This window comes from Sphingomonas jeddahensis (assembly GCF_001981525.1).
In the GTDB taxonomy this organism is placed as follows: Bacteria; Pseudomonadota; Alphaproteobacteria; order Sphingomonadales; family Sphingomonadaceae; genus Sphingomonas; species Sphingomonas jeddahensis.
Genome location: NZ_MPSB01000002.1, coordinates 325,146 through 342,558, shown reverse-complemented (window position 1 = coordinate 342,558; position 17,413 = coordinate 325,146). Strand labels below are relative to the sequence as shown.

At 67.1% G+C, this 17,413-nt stretch carries 14 protein-coding genes and 2 pseudogenes; 11 read left to right on the top strand and 5 right to left on the bottom strand.

Annotation, left to right across the window (positions count from 1 at the left end):
* Positions 1–17 precede the first annotated feature (17 nt).
* Both SPHI_RS15220 and SPHI_RS03655 read right to left on the bottom strand, forming a co-directional pair.
* Positions 18–342, bottom strand: a pseudogene (locus tag SPHI_RS15220) (tyrosine-type recombinase/integrase); the annotation flags it as partial.
* Positions 343–611: 269 nt separating this feature from the next.
* Positions 612–1,784: a LysR family transcriptional regulator gene (locus tag SPHI_RS03655; protein ID WP_233130639.1), complete on the bottom strand. Its 1,173-nt coding sequence runs from the start codon at positions 1,782–1,784 to the stop codon at positions 612–614.
* Here SPHI_RS03655 and SPHI_RS03650 point away from each other — a divergent pair.
* The 10 genes and pseudogenes from SPHI_RS03650 (at position 1,753) to SPHI_RS03605 (ending at position 13,600) form a co-directional block, all read left to right on the top strand.
* The gene (locus tag SPHI_RS03650) at positions 1,753–2,874 is read left to right on the top strand and encodes an MFS transporter (protein WP_083719707.1); all 1,122 of its coding nucleotides are present in this window, start codon (positions 1,753–1,755) and stop codon (positions 2,872–2,874) included. The genes SPHI_RS03655 and SPHI_RS03650 overlap by 32 nt on opposite strands.
* A gap of 90 nt (positions 2,875–2,964) precedes the next feature.
* Positions 2,965–5,421, top strand: coding sequence for an ATP-binding protein (locus SPHI_RS03645; protein ID WP_076743516.1), 2,457 nt, complete (start codon positions 2,965–2,967; stop codon positions 5,419–5,421).
* Between the two features lie 100 nt (positions 5,422–5,521).
* Positions 5,522–6,394, top strand: coding sequence for an alpha/beta hydrolase (locus SPHI_RS03640; RefSeq protein ID WP_144036146.1), 873 nt, complete (start codon positions 5,522–5,524; stop codon positions 6,392–6,394).
* A gap of 138 nt (positions 6,395–6,532) precedes the next feature.
* Positions 6,533–7,195, top strand: coding sequence for a hydrolase (locus tag SPHI_RS03635; protein ID WP_076743514.1), 663 nt, complete (start codon positions 6,533–6,535; stop codon positions 7,193–7,195).
* Positions 7,196–7,261: 66 nt separating this feature from the next.
* Positions 7,262–8,098 carry an alpha/beta fold hydrolase gene (locus SPHI_RS03630; RefSeq protein WP_076743513.1) on the top strand — a complete coding sequence of 279 codons (837 nt, stop codon included), beginning with the start codon at positions 7,262–7,264 and terminating at the stop codon, positions 8,096–8,098.
* A gap of 18 nt (positions 8,099–8,116) precedes the next feature.
* A pseudogene (locus SPHI_RS03625) lies at positions 8,117–8,296 on the top strand (DUF1427 family protein); the annotation flags it as partial.
* A 14-nt stretch (positions 8,297–8,310) separates the two neighbouring features.
* On the top strand, positions 8,311–10,254 hold the full coding sequence (locus SPHI_RS03620; protein WP_076743511.1) for an amidohydrolase: 1,944 nt from the start codon (positions 8,311–8,313) through the stop codon (positions 10,252–10,254).
* Positions 10,255–10,257: 3 nt separating this feature from the next.
* Positions 10,258–10,665 (top strand): DoxX family protein, encoded by a 408-nt coding sequence (locus SPHI_RS03615; protein ID WP_076743510.1) that lies wholly within the window; start codon positions 10,258–10,260, stop codon positions 10,663–10,665.
* Complete coding sequence (locus SPHI_RS03610; protein WP_076743509.1) at positions 10,662–12,233, top strand: MFS transporter; 1,572 nt, start codon at positions 10,662–10,664, stop codon at positions 12,231–12,233. Before SPHI_RS03615 ends, SPHI_RS03610 begins: the two co-directional genes overlap by 4 nt.
* Complete coding sequence (locus SPHI_RS03605) at positions 12,230–13,600, top strand: alginate export family protein (RefSeq protein WP_233130636.1); 1,371 nt, start codon at positions 12,230–12,232, stop codon at positions 13,598–13,600. Before SPHI_RS03610 ends, SPHI_RS03605 begins: the two co-directional genes overlap by 4 nt.
* Before the next feature lie 244 nt (positions 13,601–13,844).
* Here SPHI_RS03605 and SPHI_RS03600 read toward each other — a convergent pair whose 3' ends face one another.
* The gene (locus SPHI_RS03600) at positions 13,845–14,633 is read right to left on the bottom strand and encodes an SDR family oxidoreductase (RefSeq protein ID WP_076743508.1); all 789 of its coding nucleotides are present in this window, start codon (positions 14,631–14,633) and stop codon (positions 13,845–13,847) included.
* Positions 14,630–14,959: a nuclear transport factor 2 family protein gene (locus tag SPHI_RS03595; protein WP_076743507.1), complete on the bottom strand. Its 330-nt coding sequence runs from the start codon at positions 14,957–14,959 to the stop codon at positions 14,630–14,632. Before SPHI_RS03595 ends, SPHI_RS03600 begins: the two co-directional genes overlap by 4 nt.
* Positions 14,960–15,055: 96 nt before the next feature.
* Between SPHI_RS03595 and SPHI_RS03590 the strand changes: the two genes are divergently transcribed.
* Entirely contained in the window at positions 15,056–15,949 is an 894-nt protein-coding gene (locus SPHI_RS03590; RefSeq protein ID WP_076743506.1) for a LysR family transcriptional regulator, read from the top strand.
* Between the two features lie 233 nt (positions 15,950–16,182).
* On the opposite strand, the gene SPHI_RS03585 is transcribed toward SPHI_RS03590, so the two are convergent.
* Positions 16,183–17,265, bottom strand: coding sequence for a hypothetical protein (locus tag SPHI_RS03585; protein WP_158049613.1), 1,083 nt, complete (start codon positions 17,263–17,265; stop codon positions 16,183–16,185).
* Positions 17,266–17,413: the final 148 nt, after the last annotated feature.

Here is a 17,413-nt window from a genome sequence, read left to right as displayed (position 1 = left end):
TCAGCTGCCCCATGTAGAAGAACAGCGCACCGAGCTAATGGTGCCAGTGAACCTCGCGATGGCGAGATCGGCGTCTTTTGCTGAACGATGATGGCGCGATCACGAACACGCCCACTCGAGACTACGTCTCCGATCCGCACCTTGACCACGTCACACCCGCGCAGCTTGCTGTCGATTGCGAAGTCGAACAGCGCCCGGTCACCTAGTCGCCTGTGCTGGTCGCGCCAAAAGCGGATAGCCCAGACCTGTTTTCTGCTTCAGGGCTCGCTTTGCACCGACCAACCGGCCTTCGTTCCAAGGACGAAGTTCGTGAAAGGCAGGGTCAATCGACGAGTGACCCATCACTCATCTCCATAGCGCCGAAACGACCACTCGATAGTAAGCCAACCGGTAAAGCGACGATTGCAGGATGTGGTTGATGCGCCGGAGAGAGACGCGTGAACGAACGGCATAGCACGGGAACGATCAGAGCGTTGCTGAACGTCGCCTTCTGGGGCAACGAAGCTGCGGTTCCCGTTAACATGCCCGATTGCCATCCAGCGAGTTAAGTTAGTCTCGCCACGGGACCGACCGAGCAAGCTGCCTTCGCAAGCTCACTATCTGGCGAGTTGCTAAAGTGAGTGCGTCGAACTCGGCACGATTGGCGACCCGAGATTCTCGAGACGGCCTGGCGTCTGACACGGGTCCGAACGGAAGGTCTGGCCGAACTCGGTTAAATACGTGCCGAACGCCTCCAGGAAGAGGCGGAGCTTGGCTGGTTGGTGGCGTCGGCTCGCTAGAACGGCCCAGATGCCCTGATCCGCTAACGTTCCGTCGGCCAGAGCGACCGGTGTGAGCCGGCCATTCGCCACTTCTTCGCGCACGTTCCATTCGGAAAGGCCAACAATACCTAGTCCCGATACGCTCGCCTCGTGGAGCGCCTCGACGCTGTCGGCCACGAAGCGACCCTTGATGGCCTGGCGTACCGAGCGCCCGTTGCTATCGAAGATCCAATGCGTCGTGGCTGGTGTTGACAGGCACTCGTGATGCTGCAGATCCTTCAGCGACGCCGGCGTGCCGTGCGCAGCAAGATAAGCCGGCGCGGCGTACAGGCCCCGTGGGTTATCCGCCAGCCGCCGTGCGATCAGCCCGTTCTCACGCAGCTCTCCCAGCCGCAGCGCGATGTCGATGCCTTCCCCAGCGATATCGACCAGCGCATCGCTCAGCCGTAATTCGACTCGCAGGCGCGGGTGCATGCCAAGGAACAGCGCCAGCATCGGTGTCACCACCTTGCGGCCGAACGGCACCGACGCGGCGATCCGAAGCACGCCGGACGCCCCCGCGTTGTCGGGGGCTGCCGCCGCGCGCCCTTCTTCGGCATGGTCGAGCATCGCTTCCGCATGCGGCAGAAAGGCTTCGCCCTCGGGCGTCAGCGACAGCGACCGGATGGTACGATTGACTAGGCGAACGCCCAATTCCTGCTCGAGCGTGGCGAGCCTGCGCGATGCGGCGACCGGGGTCAGGCCCAACCACCGCCCGGCAGCGGAAAGGCTGCCCTGCCGGATCGCGTGAACGAATACGGTAACGTCGGCGAGTTCGATCATATCGCCTAATGATAAGCCGGCTTTGCAGATGGCGCCACTTATCTCGTCAAGCGAGAAGGTCCAGCTTTGCATCGACACGAGATTAAAGCAGGAAATTCGCGTGGAACACAGAGCAGAACGCGCTGGTGCATTGTCGTATGCCCGGAGGGGGCAGGGGCTCACCCTTGCGATGGCCGGTGCCGCCGGTGTCGGTGTGGCCAATATCTATTACAACCAGCCGATGCTCGGCATGATGCAAGCCGATCTGCCGGGGCCGCTCACCACGCTGGTGCCGACCGCCACTCAGCTAGGCTATGCCGCGGGGCTGTTCTTGCTGGTGCCGCTCGGCGACCTGGTGGAGCGGCGACGCCTCATTCTGATCCAATTCCTGGCTCTTGCCGCTGCTCTTGCGCTCGCCGCGGTGGCACCCGGCCCGGCACTCGTGCTCGCCGCCTCGCTGCTGGTCGGCGTGCTATCGACTGTGGCGCAGCAGATCGTCCCGTTCGCAGCGCATCTCGCATCGCCCGAGCGGCGCGGTGCCACGGTCGGTACGGTCATGGCCGGGCTGTTGTGCGGCATCCTGCTCAGCCGCACGCTGGCCGGCTTCGTTGGAGCGCATGCCGGCTGGCGTGCGATGTTCTGGCTTGGCGTTCCGATGGCGCTCGGTGCCGGCGCGGTAATGGCGGCGCGGCTGCCCCACAGCCGGCCCGACAGCAGCATGCGCTACGGTGCGCTGATCCGGTCGCTGGCTGCGCTCTGGAGGGAATTCGCGCCGCTGCGGAAGGCGGCGATCACGCAGGCATTGCTGTTCGGCGCCTTTAGCGTCTTCTGGACGATCCTGGCGTTGCGCTTGCAGCAGCCGAGGTTCGGACTGGGCGCGGAAGCGGCCGGCCTTTTCGGGGTCGTCGGGGCGGTAGGCGTGCTCGCGGCGCCGATCGCCGGGCGCGTTGCCGATCGGCGCGGTCCGCACCTGGTGATCCTGCTCGGTGCGGTGCTGGCGCTTGCCGGCTGGGCGATCTTTGGCCTGTGGGCGTCGCTGGCCGGGCTCGTTGTCGGGGTGATCCTGCTCGACTTCGGTGTCCAGAGCGCGCTCGTCTCCAACCAGCATATCGTTTACGCGCTGCGGCCGGAGGCACGGGCGCGGCTCAACACGATCTTCATGGGCGCCATGTTCCTGGGCGGGGCCGCAGGGTCCGCCGCGGCAACCTGGGCGTGGAGCACAAGCGGCTGGACGGCGGTGTCGATCCTTGGCGCGGCCTTGTCGGCGGCGGCGGTGGCGGTGCAGCTTGCCGGCGCCAGCCGCTCGACGTGATCGGCCGATCCGGGCACGATGCTATTGCGCCTGTCCGCCGCGCGGCTAGGCAGCGGCGCGACGCAGCGTTGAGGGTGATGGAACACGGCAATGGCAGGGACGCGATATCGGTTCGGCCCCTTCGTGCTCGAGCTTCCTCACCTCACCCTGACGCGCGAGGGGGTGCCGGTGAAGCTCGGCACCCGCGCGCTCAATCTGCTTGCGGTGCTGGCGGAGGCCGAGGGGAAGCTGGTCTCCCGCGACGAGCTGATCGAGCGTGTCTGGCCTCGCCAAGCGATCGACGACAGCGCCATCCGGGTCCATCTCTCCGCCGCACGAAAGGCGCTCGGGCAGGATGGGGGCGAGCCGCTGATCGTCGCGGAGGCGGGGCGCGGCTACCGCCTCACTGTGCCGGTTTTGCGCGAAGACTTAGCGGTGCCTGCTCCCGCTAACGCTGCTCGCGCCCGGCTGCCCTCGCGGGTCGGTGCCATTCTCGGCCGCGAGCCGGTGATCGCCGCACTTGTCGAGGAAGTGACCGCGCGCCGGTTTCTTTCGCTGGTGGGGCCGGGCGGGATCGGCAAGACGACGGCGGCGCTGGCGATCGGGCAGCGGGTCGCCGACCAGAACGCGATGGACGCCTGGTTCGTCGATCTCGCGCCGGTCAGCGAGGGTTCCACCGTGGCCGTGACGCTCGCGACGGCGCTGGGGCTGCCGGGCGCCGGCACCGATCTGGCCGGGCGCGTCGCCACCCGTTTTTGCGACCGGCCGGGGCTCATTCTGCTCGACAATTGCGAACATGTCGTGGACGCCGCCGCCGCGCTGGCCGAGACGCTGCTTCAGGCCGCGCCCAGCCTGCTTCTCCTCGCCACCAGCCGCGAGCCGCTGCGTGCCGAAGGCGAATGGGTACACCGGTTGGCCGCGCTCGAGGTGCCGGGGGACGCGGATCGCAACAGCCTTGAGCAAGCGGCATCCTGCGCCGCCACCGCTCTGTTTGCGGATCGCGCCCGCGCCGTGAACGCCGACTTCCGGCTCGATGAAGATAATCTGCCCGCCGTCGTCGAGATCTGTCAGCGGCTCGACGGCATTCCGCTCGCCATCGAGCTCGCCGCCGCCCGCAGCGACACCATGACCCCCCAGGCGATCGCCGCGGGACTGGACGACCGCTTCGCCCTGCTGAATCGTGGCCGGCGAACTGCGGTGCCGCGCCACCGCACGCTGCGGGGCGCGCTGGACTGGAGCTACGACCTGCTCGATCCGCCGGTACGCGCGCTGCTCGATCGCCTGTCGCTGTTCCGCGGCAGCTTCGCGGCAGACGCGGCCGCAGCGCTGGGCACCGGGCTCCCGCCATCCGGTCACGGGGCGCAGGACCTGCTTGACGAACTCGTTGCCAAGTCGATGGTGGTGGCAGCCCCCGCCGCCCGCGGCGCGCGCTTCCGGCTCTTGGACACCACCCGCCATTACGGCCTCGCGCGGCTCGACGCCGCCGGCTTCGACGAAGGCGCGCGGCGGGATCACGCCCGCTACCTGCTCGGCCGGCTGGCGGGCAGCGCAGCCGCCTGGGAGGGAAAGGCGGTACGCGAATGGCTGGCGGATTATAGCGCGCAGATCGACGATGTGCGCAGTGCCATCATGTGGGCGAGCGGCGCGGCCGGAGGCAGCGGCGATCCTTTGCTCGCCACCGAACTGGTGATCGCCGCCGCGCCCCTGTGGTTTCACCTGTCGCTTCCCGGCGATTTCCTCCGCCATGCCGAGGCGGCGATTGCCAGGATGGAGGCCGGCGACGTCGATCCCGCGCGGCAGGTCGAGCTGTTGTCCGCTTACGGCCACGCGCTTTGGCATATCCAGGGGCCGGTGCCAGCCATGGCCGATGCCTTCGCGCGGGCGCTGGATCTCGCCCGAAGCGTCGGCTCCGCGCCGCTGGCGCTCCGCGCGCTGTGGGGTGTCTGGGCGCAGCGCATCCTCGCCGGCGACTATACCGAAAGCCTCATGCTCGCCCGGCAGTTTGATGGAGAGGTCGGGCCACAGGGCATGCTGGCAGACCAGCTGACGGGCGCACACATGCTCGCGCTGTCGCATCATTTCTCCGGCGACCACGACGCGGCGACGGCGATGCTGGAAAAGGTCATGGCCGGCGACGCCGCGCCCGAGCGCGCCAACCACGCCAATCACGCACAGGTCGACGGCAAGATTGCGGTCATGAGCCTGTTGATGCGGCTGCATTGGGCGCGCGGCGATCTGGCAGGCGCGCTCGCGATCGCCCGTGACTGCGCCGAGGATGCGGGGCACATCGATCATGCGTTGTCGCTTTGCTATGGCCTCGCCATCGGCTGCATCCCGGTCGCCATCGCCGCCGGTGAACCGGCGCTGGCGGAAGCTTGGATCGCCGCCTTGCGGGCGCGCACGGAACGGCACGGCCTCGATCACTGGCAGCGTTTCGTGCTCGGCTACTCCCGCGCACTGGTGGGGGACGACACACCGGTGGAGGGCATGAGCGCCATGCAAGCCGAGATGTTCGCCGTCGCGCGCGATGCCCATGCTCAGGTGCCGTGGCGGCGCGAAGCCGCTTAACGTCTCTTCACGACGCTTCACTCGCGAGCCCGTCAGGCGGGCGGCATAACGCTCCTTGCCAAGCCGGCAAACGCCCGGCGTCAAGGTCAAGGAAGACGCCGTGCCCCAGTTCACTTTGTGCCCGATCGCCGCGCGACGCGCCGCCGCGCTGGTGGAGCCGGCGTCGGCCCTGGCGGTGCTCGATCCCGTCGTGCGTTCCTTCCTGGATCGCTGGGAAGATCGGCCTGCCGGACTTCTGGGCGCCGAGCCGGCCATGGCCGGTGTCACGCGGCTGGCGCCGGATAGCGTGCTGGTACGACCAGCCGACGCAAAGGCGCCGCTGCCCCTGTTCCTCTACCTGGCCGGAACGTCGGAGCATGCCGGCCTGCGAACCGCGGCGTTGCAGACGCTGGCGGCGCAAGCGGGGATCGCCGTTCTGGAACTCGTCGCGCCCTTCGATGCGACGCCAGCGGACTTACGGGCCATGATCGATGACCGGATCGAAGCGACGTCCGCGCTCACAGGCCGTCCGGATCGCATCGCGATCGGCGGCGACGGGCTTGGCGCGGCGCTGGCGCTCAACCTTGCGCTCCATGGCGGCGAGTACCGGCTGCTGGTGATGGCCACACCCGTGCTCGGCCCCCCCGTCGAAGGCCGGGCTGACGCATGGATGCCGCACCACCGTTCGGCCGCACTGACGGCAGCGTCGGGGACGATCGAGCCAGCGCGCCTTGCGGCAGGGTCCGCGATCCTTCCGCCGGTGCTGATGCTGACGGCGGAGGCCGATCCGTTCCGCGACAGCGCGGAGGCGCTGGCGCACACGCTGATCCGCCAAGACGTCGAGGTCTCCGCCGTCCGCTTCCTCGGCACCATTCACGATTTCACCTGGCTCCCGCCGCTCAGCGATGCTTCCGCGTCGATGGAGGCATGCCAGCTGATCGCGGGGGCGCTGCGCCAGCGCCTCCACGCACCTGCCTGGCAACAGGCGGGCTGACACCGCGCCGCGTCCGACGCGGCAGTACTGTTCAACTCTCTCGAACGATCAAACCGACTTTATCCGGATAACCCGGATGAACGGACGTGCCTATCGTCCATCCAATCGCTGACCACGACCACCACCAAGAAAGGGAAAATGACCATGACCACTGCCACTGCCACCGCCGGCTCCACCCTCCTCACGCCGACCGATCACACGCTGATCCTGATCGACTTCCAGTCGCAGATGGCCTTCGCCACCAAGTCGATCGCCCCCGAGCTGCTCCGCAACAACGCCGCGCTCGTGTCGCAGGCAGCGGCCGGCTTCGGCGTCTCCACCATCCTGACCACCGTGGCCGAGAAGAGCTTCTCGGGCCCGATGTTCGACGAGATCACCGATGCCTTCCCTGGCCAGAAACTGCTCGACCGCACCAGCATGAACACCTGGGAAGACGAGGCCGTGATCGCTGAGGTCAACCGGACGGCCAAGGGCCGCATCGTCCTCGCCGGCCTGTGGACCAGCGTCTGCATCGTCGGCCCCGCGCTGTCGGCGCTTGATCAGGGCTTCGAGGTCTACGTCATCACCGACGCCAGCGGCGACATCTCGCCGGAAGCGCATGACCGCGCCGTCGAGCGCATGATCCAGGCCGGGGCCCGCCCCATCACCGCGCTCCAGTACCTGCTCGAACTGCAACGCGATTGGGCGCGCGGCGACACCTACGACATGACCACCGGAATCGCGCGCCAATGGGGCGGCGCCTACGGCCTCGGCATCACCTACGCCAAGACGATGTTCAACGCCTCCGAAGGCGCGCACTGATCGTTACGCGGCCGACTCGACCGCGGGTCGGCCGCTCCTTTCGGCACTATTGAAAAGGACAATCCGATGAGCACGATCACCACGCAGGACGGCGCCGAGATCTTCTTCAAGGACTGGGGCCCCAAGGATGCCCAGCCGATCATGTTCCACCACGGCTGGCCGCTGTCGTCCGACGATTGGGACGCGCAGATGCTGTTCTTCCTCGCCCAAGGCTTCCGCGTGGTGGCGCACGACCGCCGCGGCCATGGCCGCTCGGCACAGGTCGATCATGGTCACGACATGGCGACCTATGCCGCCGACGCCGCCGCAGTCGCCGCGCATCTCGATCTGCGGGGCGCCGTCCACATCGGCCACTCGACCGGCGGCGGCGAAGTCGCGGCCTATGTCGCTCGCCACGGCATCCCGCAGGGTCGCGTCGCCAAGGCGGTGCTGGTCAGCGCGGTGCCGCCGATCATGGCGAAGACCGATCGTTATCCCGGCGGCCTGCCAATCGAGGTGTTCGACGGCTTCCGCTCGGCGCTTGCCGCGAACCGCGCGCAATTCTTCCGCGATGTCGCCGCCGGCCCGTTCTACGGCTACAACCGCGAGGGCGCCGACGTGAAGCCGGCGGTGATCGACAATTGGTGGCGCCAGGGCATGATGGGCAGCGCGCTCGCCCATTACCAAGGCATCAAGGCCTTCTCGGAGACCGACCAGACCGACGATCTGAAAGCGCTCACCGTGCCGACGCTCGTCCTCCACGGCGATGACGACCAGATCGTGCCATACCAGAACGCCGGAATCCTCTCGGCCAATATCGCGCCCAATGCGACGCTGAAGATCTATCCGGGCTTCTCGCACGGCATGCTGACGGTGAACGCGGATGTGCTGAACGCCGATCTGCTCGCCTTCATCCGCGGCTGACGAAAGGGGAACGGCGCCATGAAGCTTTACATCCTTTCGCTGGGCGCCGGGCTGCTGATCGGCGTGATCTACAGCCTTATGGGCATCCGTTCCCCCGCCCCGCCGATCGTCGCATTGATCGGGCTCGCCGGCATTCTCGCCGGCGAGCAGATCATGCCGCTCGCCAAGCGGATCATCGACGGTCCCGCGATCACCCGCCCGGAGCCCAGACCATGACCGATCTCACCCGCCGCGGCCTGCTCGCCGGGGCCGCCGGCACCGCCCTTGTCACCGCTACCGCCAATGCCACCGGAACCCTCGCCATGCAGACGCAGCCCGACCTCATCATCACGAACGCCAAGGTGACCACGCTCGACCGGTCCAACCCGGTCGCCCAGGCAGTCGCGATCCGCGACGGCAAGTTCCTCGCCGTCGGCAGCGAGGCCGAAGTGCGCGCCGCCACCCGCGGCAACCCGCAGATGATAGACGCCAAGGGCCACCGCCTGATCCCCGGCCTGATCGACAGCCACATCCACGTCATCCGCGGCGGGCTGAACTACAACATGGAGTTGCGCTGGGAGGGCGTCCCCTCGCTCGCCGATGCCATGGCGATGCTGAAGAAGCAGGCCGAGAACACCCCGCCCCCGCAATGGGTGCGCGTCGTCGGCGGCTTCACCGAGCATCAGTTCGCCGAGAAGCGCCTGCCGACGCTCGAGGAGATCAACGCCGCCGCGCCCGACACGCCGGTGTTTATCCTCCACCTCTACGATCGCGCTTTGCTCAACGCCGCTGCTTTGCGCGCAGTGGGCTATACCAAGGATACGCCCAACCCGCCGGGCGGCGAGATCGTGCGCGATGCCGCCGGCAACCCGACCGGGCTGCTGCTCGCCCAGCCAAACGCGACGATCCTCTACGCGACGCTCGCCAAGGGGCCCAAGCTGCCCGAGGACTATCAGCTCAACTCCACCCGCCACTTCATGCGCGAGCTGAACGGGCTCGGCGTCACCAGCGTGATCGACGCGGGCGGCGGCTATCAGAACTATCCCGATGACTATCAGATCATCGAAAAGCTGCATCGGGACGATCAGCTGACCGTGCGCATCGCCTACAATCTCTTCACGCAAAAGCCGAAGGAGGAGCTGAAGGACTTCGCCACCTGGTCGACCAAGGTGAAGCCGGGCGATGGCGACGACACCTATCGCCACAATGGCGCGGGCGAGATGCTGGTCTATTCCGCCGCCGATTTCGAGGATTTCCGCGTCGCGCGGCCCGACATGCCGCCGTCGATGGAGGGTGATCTCGAACCCGTCATTCGCCTGCTCGCCGAACGCCGTTGGCCGTGGCGGCTCCACGCCACCTACGATCAGACGATCGGTCGCGCGCTCGACGTGTTCGAGAAGGTCAATCGCGACATTCCGCTGCAGGGTCTCAACTGGTTCTTCGACCACGCCGAGACGATCAGCCATCGCAACATCGATCGCATCGCCGCATTGGGCGGCGGCATCGCCGTGCAGCACCGCATGGCGTTCCAGGGCGAGTATTTCGTCGAACGCTATGGCGCCAAGGCCGCCGAGGCGACCCCGCCGATCCGCCGCATGATGGAGGCGGGCGTTCCGGTCGGCGCCGGCACCGACGCGACCCGCGTGGCGAGCTACAATCCCTGGGTCTCGCTGTCATGGCTGGTCACCGGCAAGACGGTCGGCGGCCTGTCGCTCTACCCAATGCGCAACCGCATCGACCGCGAGACAGCGCTGCGCCTCTGGACCGAGCGTAACACCTGGTTCTCCAACGAGGTCGGCAAGAAGGGTCAGATCAAGGCCGGCCAGCTCGCCGACCTGGCGTTGCTGTCCGGCGACTATTTCTCGGTTTCCGAAAGCGAAATCGCGCACCTGCGTTCGGTTCTGACGCTGCTCGGCGGAAAAGTGGTCCACGGGGAGGGGGATTTCGCCCGCTTTGCACCCGAGATGCCGCGTCCCATGCCCGATTGGTCACCGGTGGCGACCTTCGGTGGCCTGCGCCGGCCCGATACCGCGCGCAAATTCGCCGCCGCCTGCGGCTGCGCCTCGGCCTGCAATGTCCACGGCCACGACCATGCCGCGGCGCTTGGGCAGCCCGTTCCCGCCGCCGACGTCCAGAGTTTCTGGGGCGCGTTCGGCTGCGGCTGCTGGGCGGTCTGAGCCATGACGACCAACCCCTTCGCGCCCCTGCTGCGCGACCACCGCTTCGCCGTCTCCGCCGCCACCCTCCTGACTTTACCCTATTGGACCAGTGGCTTGGCCAAACTCGCCGATCTCTCCGGCGCGCTGGCGGAGGCCGAACATTTCGGCCTCCACCCCGCCGCCGCGATCGTCGCGCTGACGGTCTTGGTCCAGGTCGGCGGCTCGCTGCTGGTAATCGCCGGCCGCCTCGCCTGGCTCGGGGCGAGCGCGCTTGGCGTCTTCACCGCAGTCGCCACGCTGATCGCCCACCCCTTCTGGACGGTCGTCGATCCGATGGCGCGCTTCCACGAGCGCAACACCTTCCTTGAACACGCCGGGCTGATCGGCGGGCTGATGCTTGCAGCGATCGTACGGGAGCAGACACGATGACCGACCAGACCGCTAAGCCACTGTCCACCCCCGTTTTTCGCGCGCTATGGATCGCCACCATCGTCTCCAATACCGGCACCTGGATGCACGATGTCGGCGCCGGCTGGCTGATGACCTCGCTGTCCGCCAACCCACTGATGGTCGCGCTGGTGCAGGCCGCGACCACCTTGCCGATGTTCCTCCTCGCGCTCCCCGCCGGCGCGCTCGCCGACATCGTCGATCGCCGCAAGTTATTGATCGGGGCGCAGCTTTTCAGCCTCGTCGCCACCGCGATCCTCGCGCTCGCCACCTTCGGCGGCATCACCACCGCGCCGCTGCTGCTGGCGCTCACCGCTGCGATCGCCGTCGGCGCGGCGCTGTCCGCGCCGACCTTCCAGGCGATCGTGCCGGAACTGGTGCCCGGCAAGGCGCTGCAACAGGCGGTCGCGCTCAACAGCCTGGGGGTCAACATCGCCCGCGCGATCGGCCCGGCGCTGGGCGGCGTCATCATCGCCGCCGCCGGCACCGGCGCGGTCTTCGCCTTGAACGCCGTCTCGGTGCTCGGCGTTATCGCCGTGATCGCCCGCTGGCGCCGCGACGTGCCGCAGCGCCATCTGCCCGCCGAGCATTTCGTCGGCGCGATGCGTGCCGGGATGCGCTACGCCCTCAGCGCGCCCGAGCTGAAGACGGTGCTGATCCGCTCGGTCGGCTTCTTCCTGTTCGCCAGCGCCTTGTGGGCGCTGCTGCCGATCGTCGCCCGGCGCGATCTCGGCCTCGGCCCGGCGGGTTATGGCGGGCTGCTCACCTTCATGGGCCTCGGCGCGATCGCCGGCGCGATGCTGATGCCTCGACTGCGCGGCAAGCTGGGCGCGAACCGCACCACGACCGCCGCATCGCTGCTGCTCGCCGGCGCGATGATCGGCCTGTCGCGCTCGCACAGCTTCCTCACGGCCGCCGCCTCGCTCGGCGCGGGCGGGTTCGCCTGGATCGCGATGATGGCGATGCTCAACGGCGGCGCACAGGCCAGCTCGCCCGGCTGGGTCAAGGCGCGCGCGCTTGCCATCTACCTGCTCGTCTTCCAGGGCTCAATGACGGCCGGCTCCACCCTCTGGGGCGCAATCGCGGGCCGGATCGGCGTGCCGACCACGCTGCTCCTCGCGGCGCTGTTGCTGACCGCCGTCACTTTGCTGCTCGCCTGGCGCCGCCCGCTCGACGGCATGGCGAAGCTCGATCTCGCGCCGTCGCTCCACTGGCCCGCGCCGATGATCGACAATGAAGTCGAGCATGATCGCGGCCCGGTGCTGGTGACGATCGAGTACCGCGTCGATCCGGCCCGCGTGCCCGAGTTCTTCGCCGCGATGCAGGACATGCGCCGCATCCGCCGCCGTGACGGCGCGATCCACTGGGGCCTGTACGAGGATGTCGCCGCGCCGGGCCTCGTCACCGAGACCTTCACCGTCGAAAGCTGGCTCGAGCACCTGCGCCAGCACGACCGCGTCACCAACGCCGATCGCGTGCAGCAGGATGCCGTTCGCGCCTTCCAGATCGGCGACACGCCGCCGCTGGTCCGCCACATGGTGTCACGGTGATCCTGCGGCTGGTTGCAGCTCTTCTCCTCGGCCTGCCGCTGGCCGCGCAGGCCCAGGTCGATCAGACCAATTTGCGCTACGATGAGGATTGGTCGGCCCTGCGCGATGCGCCCAACCGCAACGCCGATTGGTGGTATCGGCTGAAGGATCGCCCGCTCACCGACGGTGGTACGGTCAACGTCACGATCGGCGCGGAGGCGCGCGCCCGCTACGAAAGATTCGACAACAACCTGTGGGGCCAGCCGCCCGCGCCGGACGATGGCTATCTATGGCTGCGCTTCATGCCGCTTGCCGACGTACACGCCGGGCCGGTCCGCGCCTTCGTGCAGGGCATAGCCGGCTATGCGCTTGGTGTCGGTGCTGGCGCAGGCCCGGCCGACGAAACTGGTATCGACCTGCTCCAAGGCTTTGCCGATCTGCGTCTGCCGATCGGCGTCGACAGTGCGGTGACGCTTCGCGGCGGCCGCGAGCTGATCGCACTCGGTTCCGAACGGCTGGTCGGCCTGCGCTACGGCCCGAATATTCCGCAGCCGTTCGATGGCGCGCGCCTGATGATTGAGCATGGTGGCGCGAGGATTGAGGCGATGCACCTACGTCCCGTCGAGGTACGCGCCGGCGAGTTTGACGACCGCACCTCGTCCACCCGCCGCCTGGATGGCATCTACGCCACCGTGCCGCTCGCCACCCGTGCCTCGGCCAATCTTTACTGGCTCGGCTATCGCAGCGATCTCGCGCGCTTCGCAGGCACGATCGCCCGAGAGCGCCGCGACACCTATGGCGTGCGCCTATTCGGTAATTGGGGACAGCTCGGTTGGAATTGGGAAGCGATGCTCCAGCGCGGCCGCTACGGAGACGACACGATCCGCGCTTGGTCAATCGCGACGGAGACCAGCTACGCCTTCCCGCAAGTCTCACTCGCCCCCCGCATCCGCCTGCGGGCCAACATCGCAAGTGGGGATCGTGACGCGCGCGATGATCGCCTCGGCACGTTCAACGCCCTGTTCCCCAAGGGCAAATATTTCGGAGAGCTTTCCCCGATCGGCCCGCGCAACATCATGAACCTGCACCCCAGCGTCGACATGGATCTTGGCCGCGGCTTGACCGCCGAACTCGCCGCCGTCGCTTACTGGCGCGCCAGCCGCGGGGACGGGGTGTACGACGTCCCCGGCCAGCTGATCCGTGCGGCGGGCAACAGCGACGCACGCCACATCGGCAATCAAGTCGAGCTGCTGGTCGGCTGGCAGGCGAGCACCGTGCTGTCCTTCTCGCTCTCCGCCTCACTGTTCACCGCCGGCGACTTCCTGCGCAACACCGGCCCCGCCCGGCCGATCCGCATGGTCGGCGCGGAGGCGATGTTCCGCTTCTGATTCAGCGAAGACAGACACCGTCCAGATAATCTCTCCTCATAGAGGTCGTGCGTTTCCGCTCAGCTTGCTGACCGTGGCGCCCGCTCAGCCCGAGTGTCAGGGGCAGCAGTGATCGGGTGCCTTGGACCTTCCTTGCCGCAGCCTCGCATGGGGGTGAACGAACGTCCGAAAGCGGGAACTCAAATGACGTCCCGGAATGTCCATCTGGGTCGATAATGCCTCTCCGATGTTATCGCGCGAAGGGTCACACAGTTCGAACCGTTCCGCCGTCAATGATGAACTCTGCGCCGTGGATCGCAGCGGCGCGGTCCGAAGTTAGATAGGCAATGAGGTCGGCGACCTCGTGGGGCTCGGCTGCACGACCGATCGAGATGCCGCCGAGCGCGTCGAGCACTAGCTGGCGCGCGTCTTCGACCGTGCCGCCGTTCGCGGCCTGGAGGCGCTTCAGCATATCGACCGAGGACTCGGTCATGATCCAGCCGGGAGAGACCGCATTGACCCGAACGCCCTTGGGGCCCAATTCCTTGGAGAGGGACTTGCTGTAGGTCCGGAGCGCGGCCTTGGCGGCGGCGTACGCGGTGGTCGAGTCCGGCAAGGGCAGGATTGACTGGATCGAGGTGACGTGCACCACCGCGCCGGCTCCGCGCTCGATCATCTGCGGGACCAGCAGGCGATCCAGCCGGACGGTGGCGAGTAGGTTGAGGTTTAGCTCGGCCAGCCAGTGGTCGTCAGTGAGCGCAACGAAGCCGCCGCCAGGCGCGGACGAGCCGCCTATCACATGGGCGAGGATGTCGATCCCGCCCATCCGATCGAGTGCCGCTTCGGCAAGCGCCTTGCTGCCCTCCGCGGTCGTGAGATCCGCTTGCACGAAGATTGCGTCTCCGACCGGGTCGGCATTGCCGCGGGCAGCGGTGATGACTCGGGCGCCCCCGGTCAGGAAGCGCTCGACGGTGGCGCGGCCAAGACCCTTGGTGCCGCCGCTGACGAGCACCCGTTTGCCGGCGAACTCGTTGGGATCGGTGGCGACGCTCACAGCGTGATCTCCAGCACGATGATGGCGTCGTTCTCGAGCGTGAAATCGTAGGTGAAGCGCAGCGGGCTGCCCGGGAAGTCGCCATGCGCCGATCCCTCGACCACCACCCGGCCCGCCTCGTGGCGGGCGGTCTCGGGCGTGAAGATCGCCTTCACCGGCACGACTTCATGCTCGAACAAGGCGCGCACGCTGGCGCGTCCCTCGAACCGCTTGCCATTGTCGAGGATGATGGCGTCGGGCGCGAAGGGCGCCACCATCCCGTCCAGGTCGAGACGGGCGTTCGCCGTGATGAAATCAGCGACGGGCTTGGGCAGATCGATCAGCATTGTTCGGCTCCTTTGAGAGGCGAGACACAGCTAACGCGCACAATCATTTCTGATAATCAGGGCAAAGCGCCATGCGGCGTTGTGGAAAGGGGGATAATGGCGACGCACGGGCTCATCGAATTTGACGCAGTCCTGGCCATTGCACGGCGGGGATCGTTCCGCGCCGCGGCGCTGGAACTCGGGCTGTCGACCACGGCGTTGAGCAACCTGATCGGCAAGCTGGAGCGTCGGCTCGGCGTCCGGCTGTTCAATCGCACGACTCGCAGCGTCTCTTTGACCGATGCGGGGCAGACCTTCGTCGATCAGGTGCGGCCGGCGGTCCGGGTGTTGCACGAGGCGATGGGAACGGCGCGCGCGCAGCAGGACACGCCTTCGGGCACGCTGCGCATCAACGCCTTCCCGACCGGTGCGCGAGAGGTTATGCGTCCGCTGCTACTCCCCTTCTTGCGCCGCTATCCGCAGGTCCATGTCGATATCGTCACGGAGGGCCGGATCGTCGATATCGTCGCGGCCGGGTTTGATCTCGGCCTGAGAAGCGCCAACCTTGTTCCGAGCGACATGATAGCGGTGCCGATCGGACCCGCGCGACGTTTCGCTGTGGTCGCGACGCCCGCCTATTTTGAGGCGAACGGCAAGCCCAGCGTCCCACCCGATCTCCTGCGCCACGCCTGCCTGCGCATCCGGCTGCCTAACGGCGCGCTGCATCGCTGGCAGTTCGAGAAGCACGGACAGCCCGTCCAGATCGATGTCGATGGCCCGATCACGCTTGACGAGGCCAGTCTCACGCGGATCGCCGTTCTGGACGGCGTGGGCATCGCCTATGCCATGGAGTCCGACGTGCGCGAGGACATAGAGGCCGGGCGGCTCGTCCGGGTGCTGGAAGAGTGGACGCCCCCGTTGTCGCCCGTGTGCCTCTACTATGCCAACCGGCGCAATCCGTCTGCCGCGTTCCGGGCGTTCATCGACATGGCGCGCAGTCTCGCCGTTTGATCGGCGCCTAGGCGATCATCGCGTGCGATCGACCGATCACGCGAGAGCGGGGCCGAGACCTCGACAACCTCTTCGAACGACCTGAACGAACGGCAGCCTTCAGGAAGTGCCGAAGGCATGCTTAGCGTCGCCTTGGGTCATCAACGCCGAGATGCTGCGGATCCGAGGCCAACTCTGGGCGTCAGCACCTTTCGTCCGGACACTTGGCGATGGGGACGACCGATCTCTAAGCGCTAACAACCGTTTGAAGCAGTGATGGACCTGATGAGAGGCCGGCTTTCGCGCGAAGTGAGCCGGACAATCGCACTCCCGTTGCAGCGCAATCCAGGGGCAGCGTAGCGGTACGTTACCCGGTAGGCGCTCCCCGAAAGGGAACTGACGCTGGTGAGCCGCAATGGCTCGGGTAACCTGCCGTAGAAGCGTGAGATTGCATCGGCGGAATAGGCGCGGCTGGATCGCTTTTCCGGAATGACCTGCGCTGAGGCCACTTCGCCACGCCCAGCGCCTAGGGCGTTGTAGAAGGTACGCACAACGCCCTCGCCCGCTGACGCGGCGAGAGCGTCAGATCGAACGGGGCTCGTGACCGTTCGCGCTTCTGGTATCCTTGTCGTGCTCGTGCTCGTGCTCGCGGTACGGGCGCCTCGAGCCGCAGCCTCGTGCTCAGGTTCGTCCGAGCCTAAGCCGCCGAGTTCGGAAGCAGAAACTCGGCGCGGCGGCTCGGCGGTCCGCTCATCCGCGTGTGTGGTTTCGGTCTTTGGCGCGTCGGCATCGAGGGCGGGAAGCGGGCGGTAGGTCGCGTCCGAGAGGTCGAACGCAGCAAGTCTGCTAACGATCGGTTCTGCGCCTGTGACGACATAGACGAGACCGCTCCCATCTGCGGCATCCTGAGCGGTGTAGGCGATGTCCGCACTTAAGCGCCGCTCACCTCCGAGTGCCTGTTCGGAACCGGGCGGAACGTCCAGAATAAATCGCCCTCTGCATCGCGTAACGTCGAGCGTCGGGTCACGACCCTCCACTACTGGCCCTTCCATCCTGACGATGGAAAATGCTTCGAGTGTGTCGAGGTTGGTGCGGTGGCTGCTCTGTTTTCGCGCCTCATCGAAGATGACGCGCTTCATGCGATCATAAGCGGTGCCCGAAGCACAGGCGTCCTTGTGCCGCTTGGCTTCCGCGCGCGTCTGCGCAGTCTCAACCGGCTTGTCCTGCTCGATCTTGCCACACGAGCCAAGCAAGAGCGCAACGGCAAGAAATCGGGCCGAGGCGATGGACGGCTTCGCTGACGTGCTCATGACCACTCCTGAACGAAAGTCGGCCATCTAACTTCTGCAAACGGGCAAGGTTCACGCAGAGCGAGGCTGACGCATAGGACCGAAGCCGGCCAGAGGGCGCGCGAGATTGGTCCAGCCAACCGACGTGCACGGTCTCGCGAAGGTCGTGCACACAGTGGCAAGCAACATGTTGCAA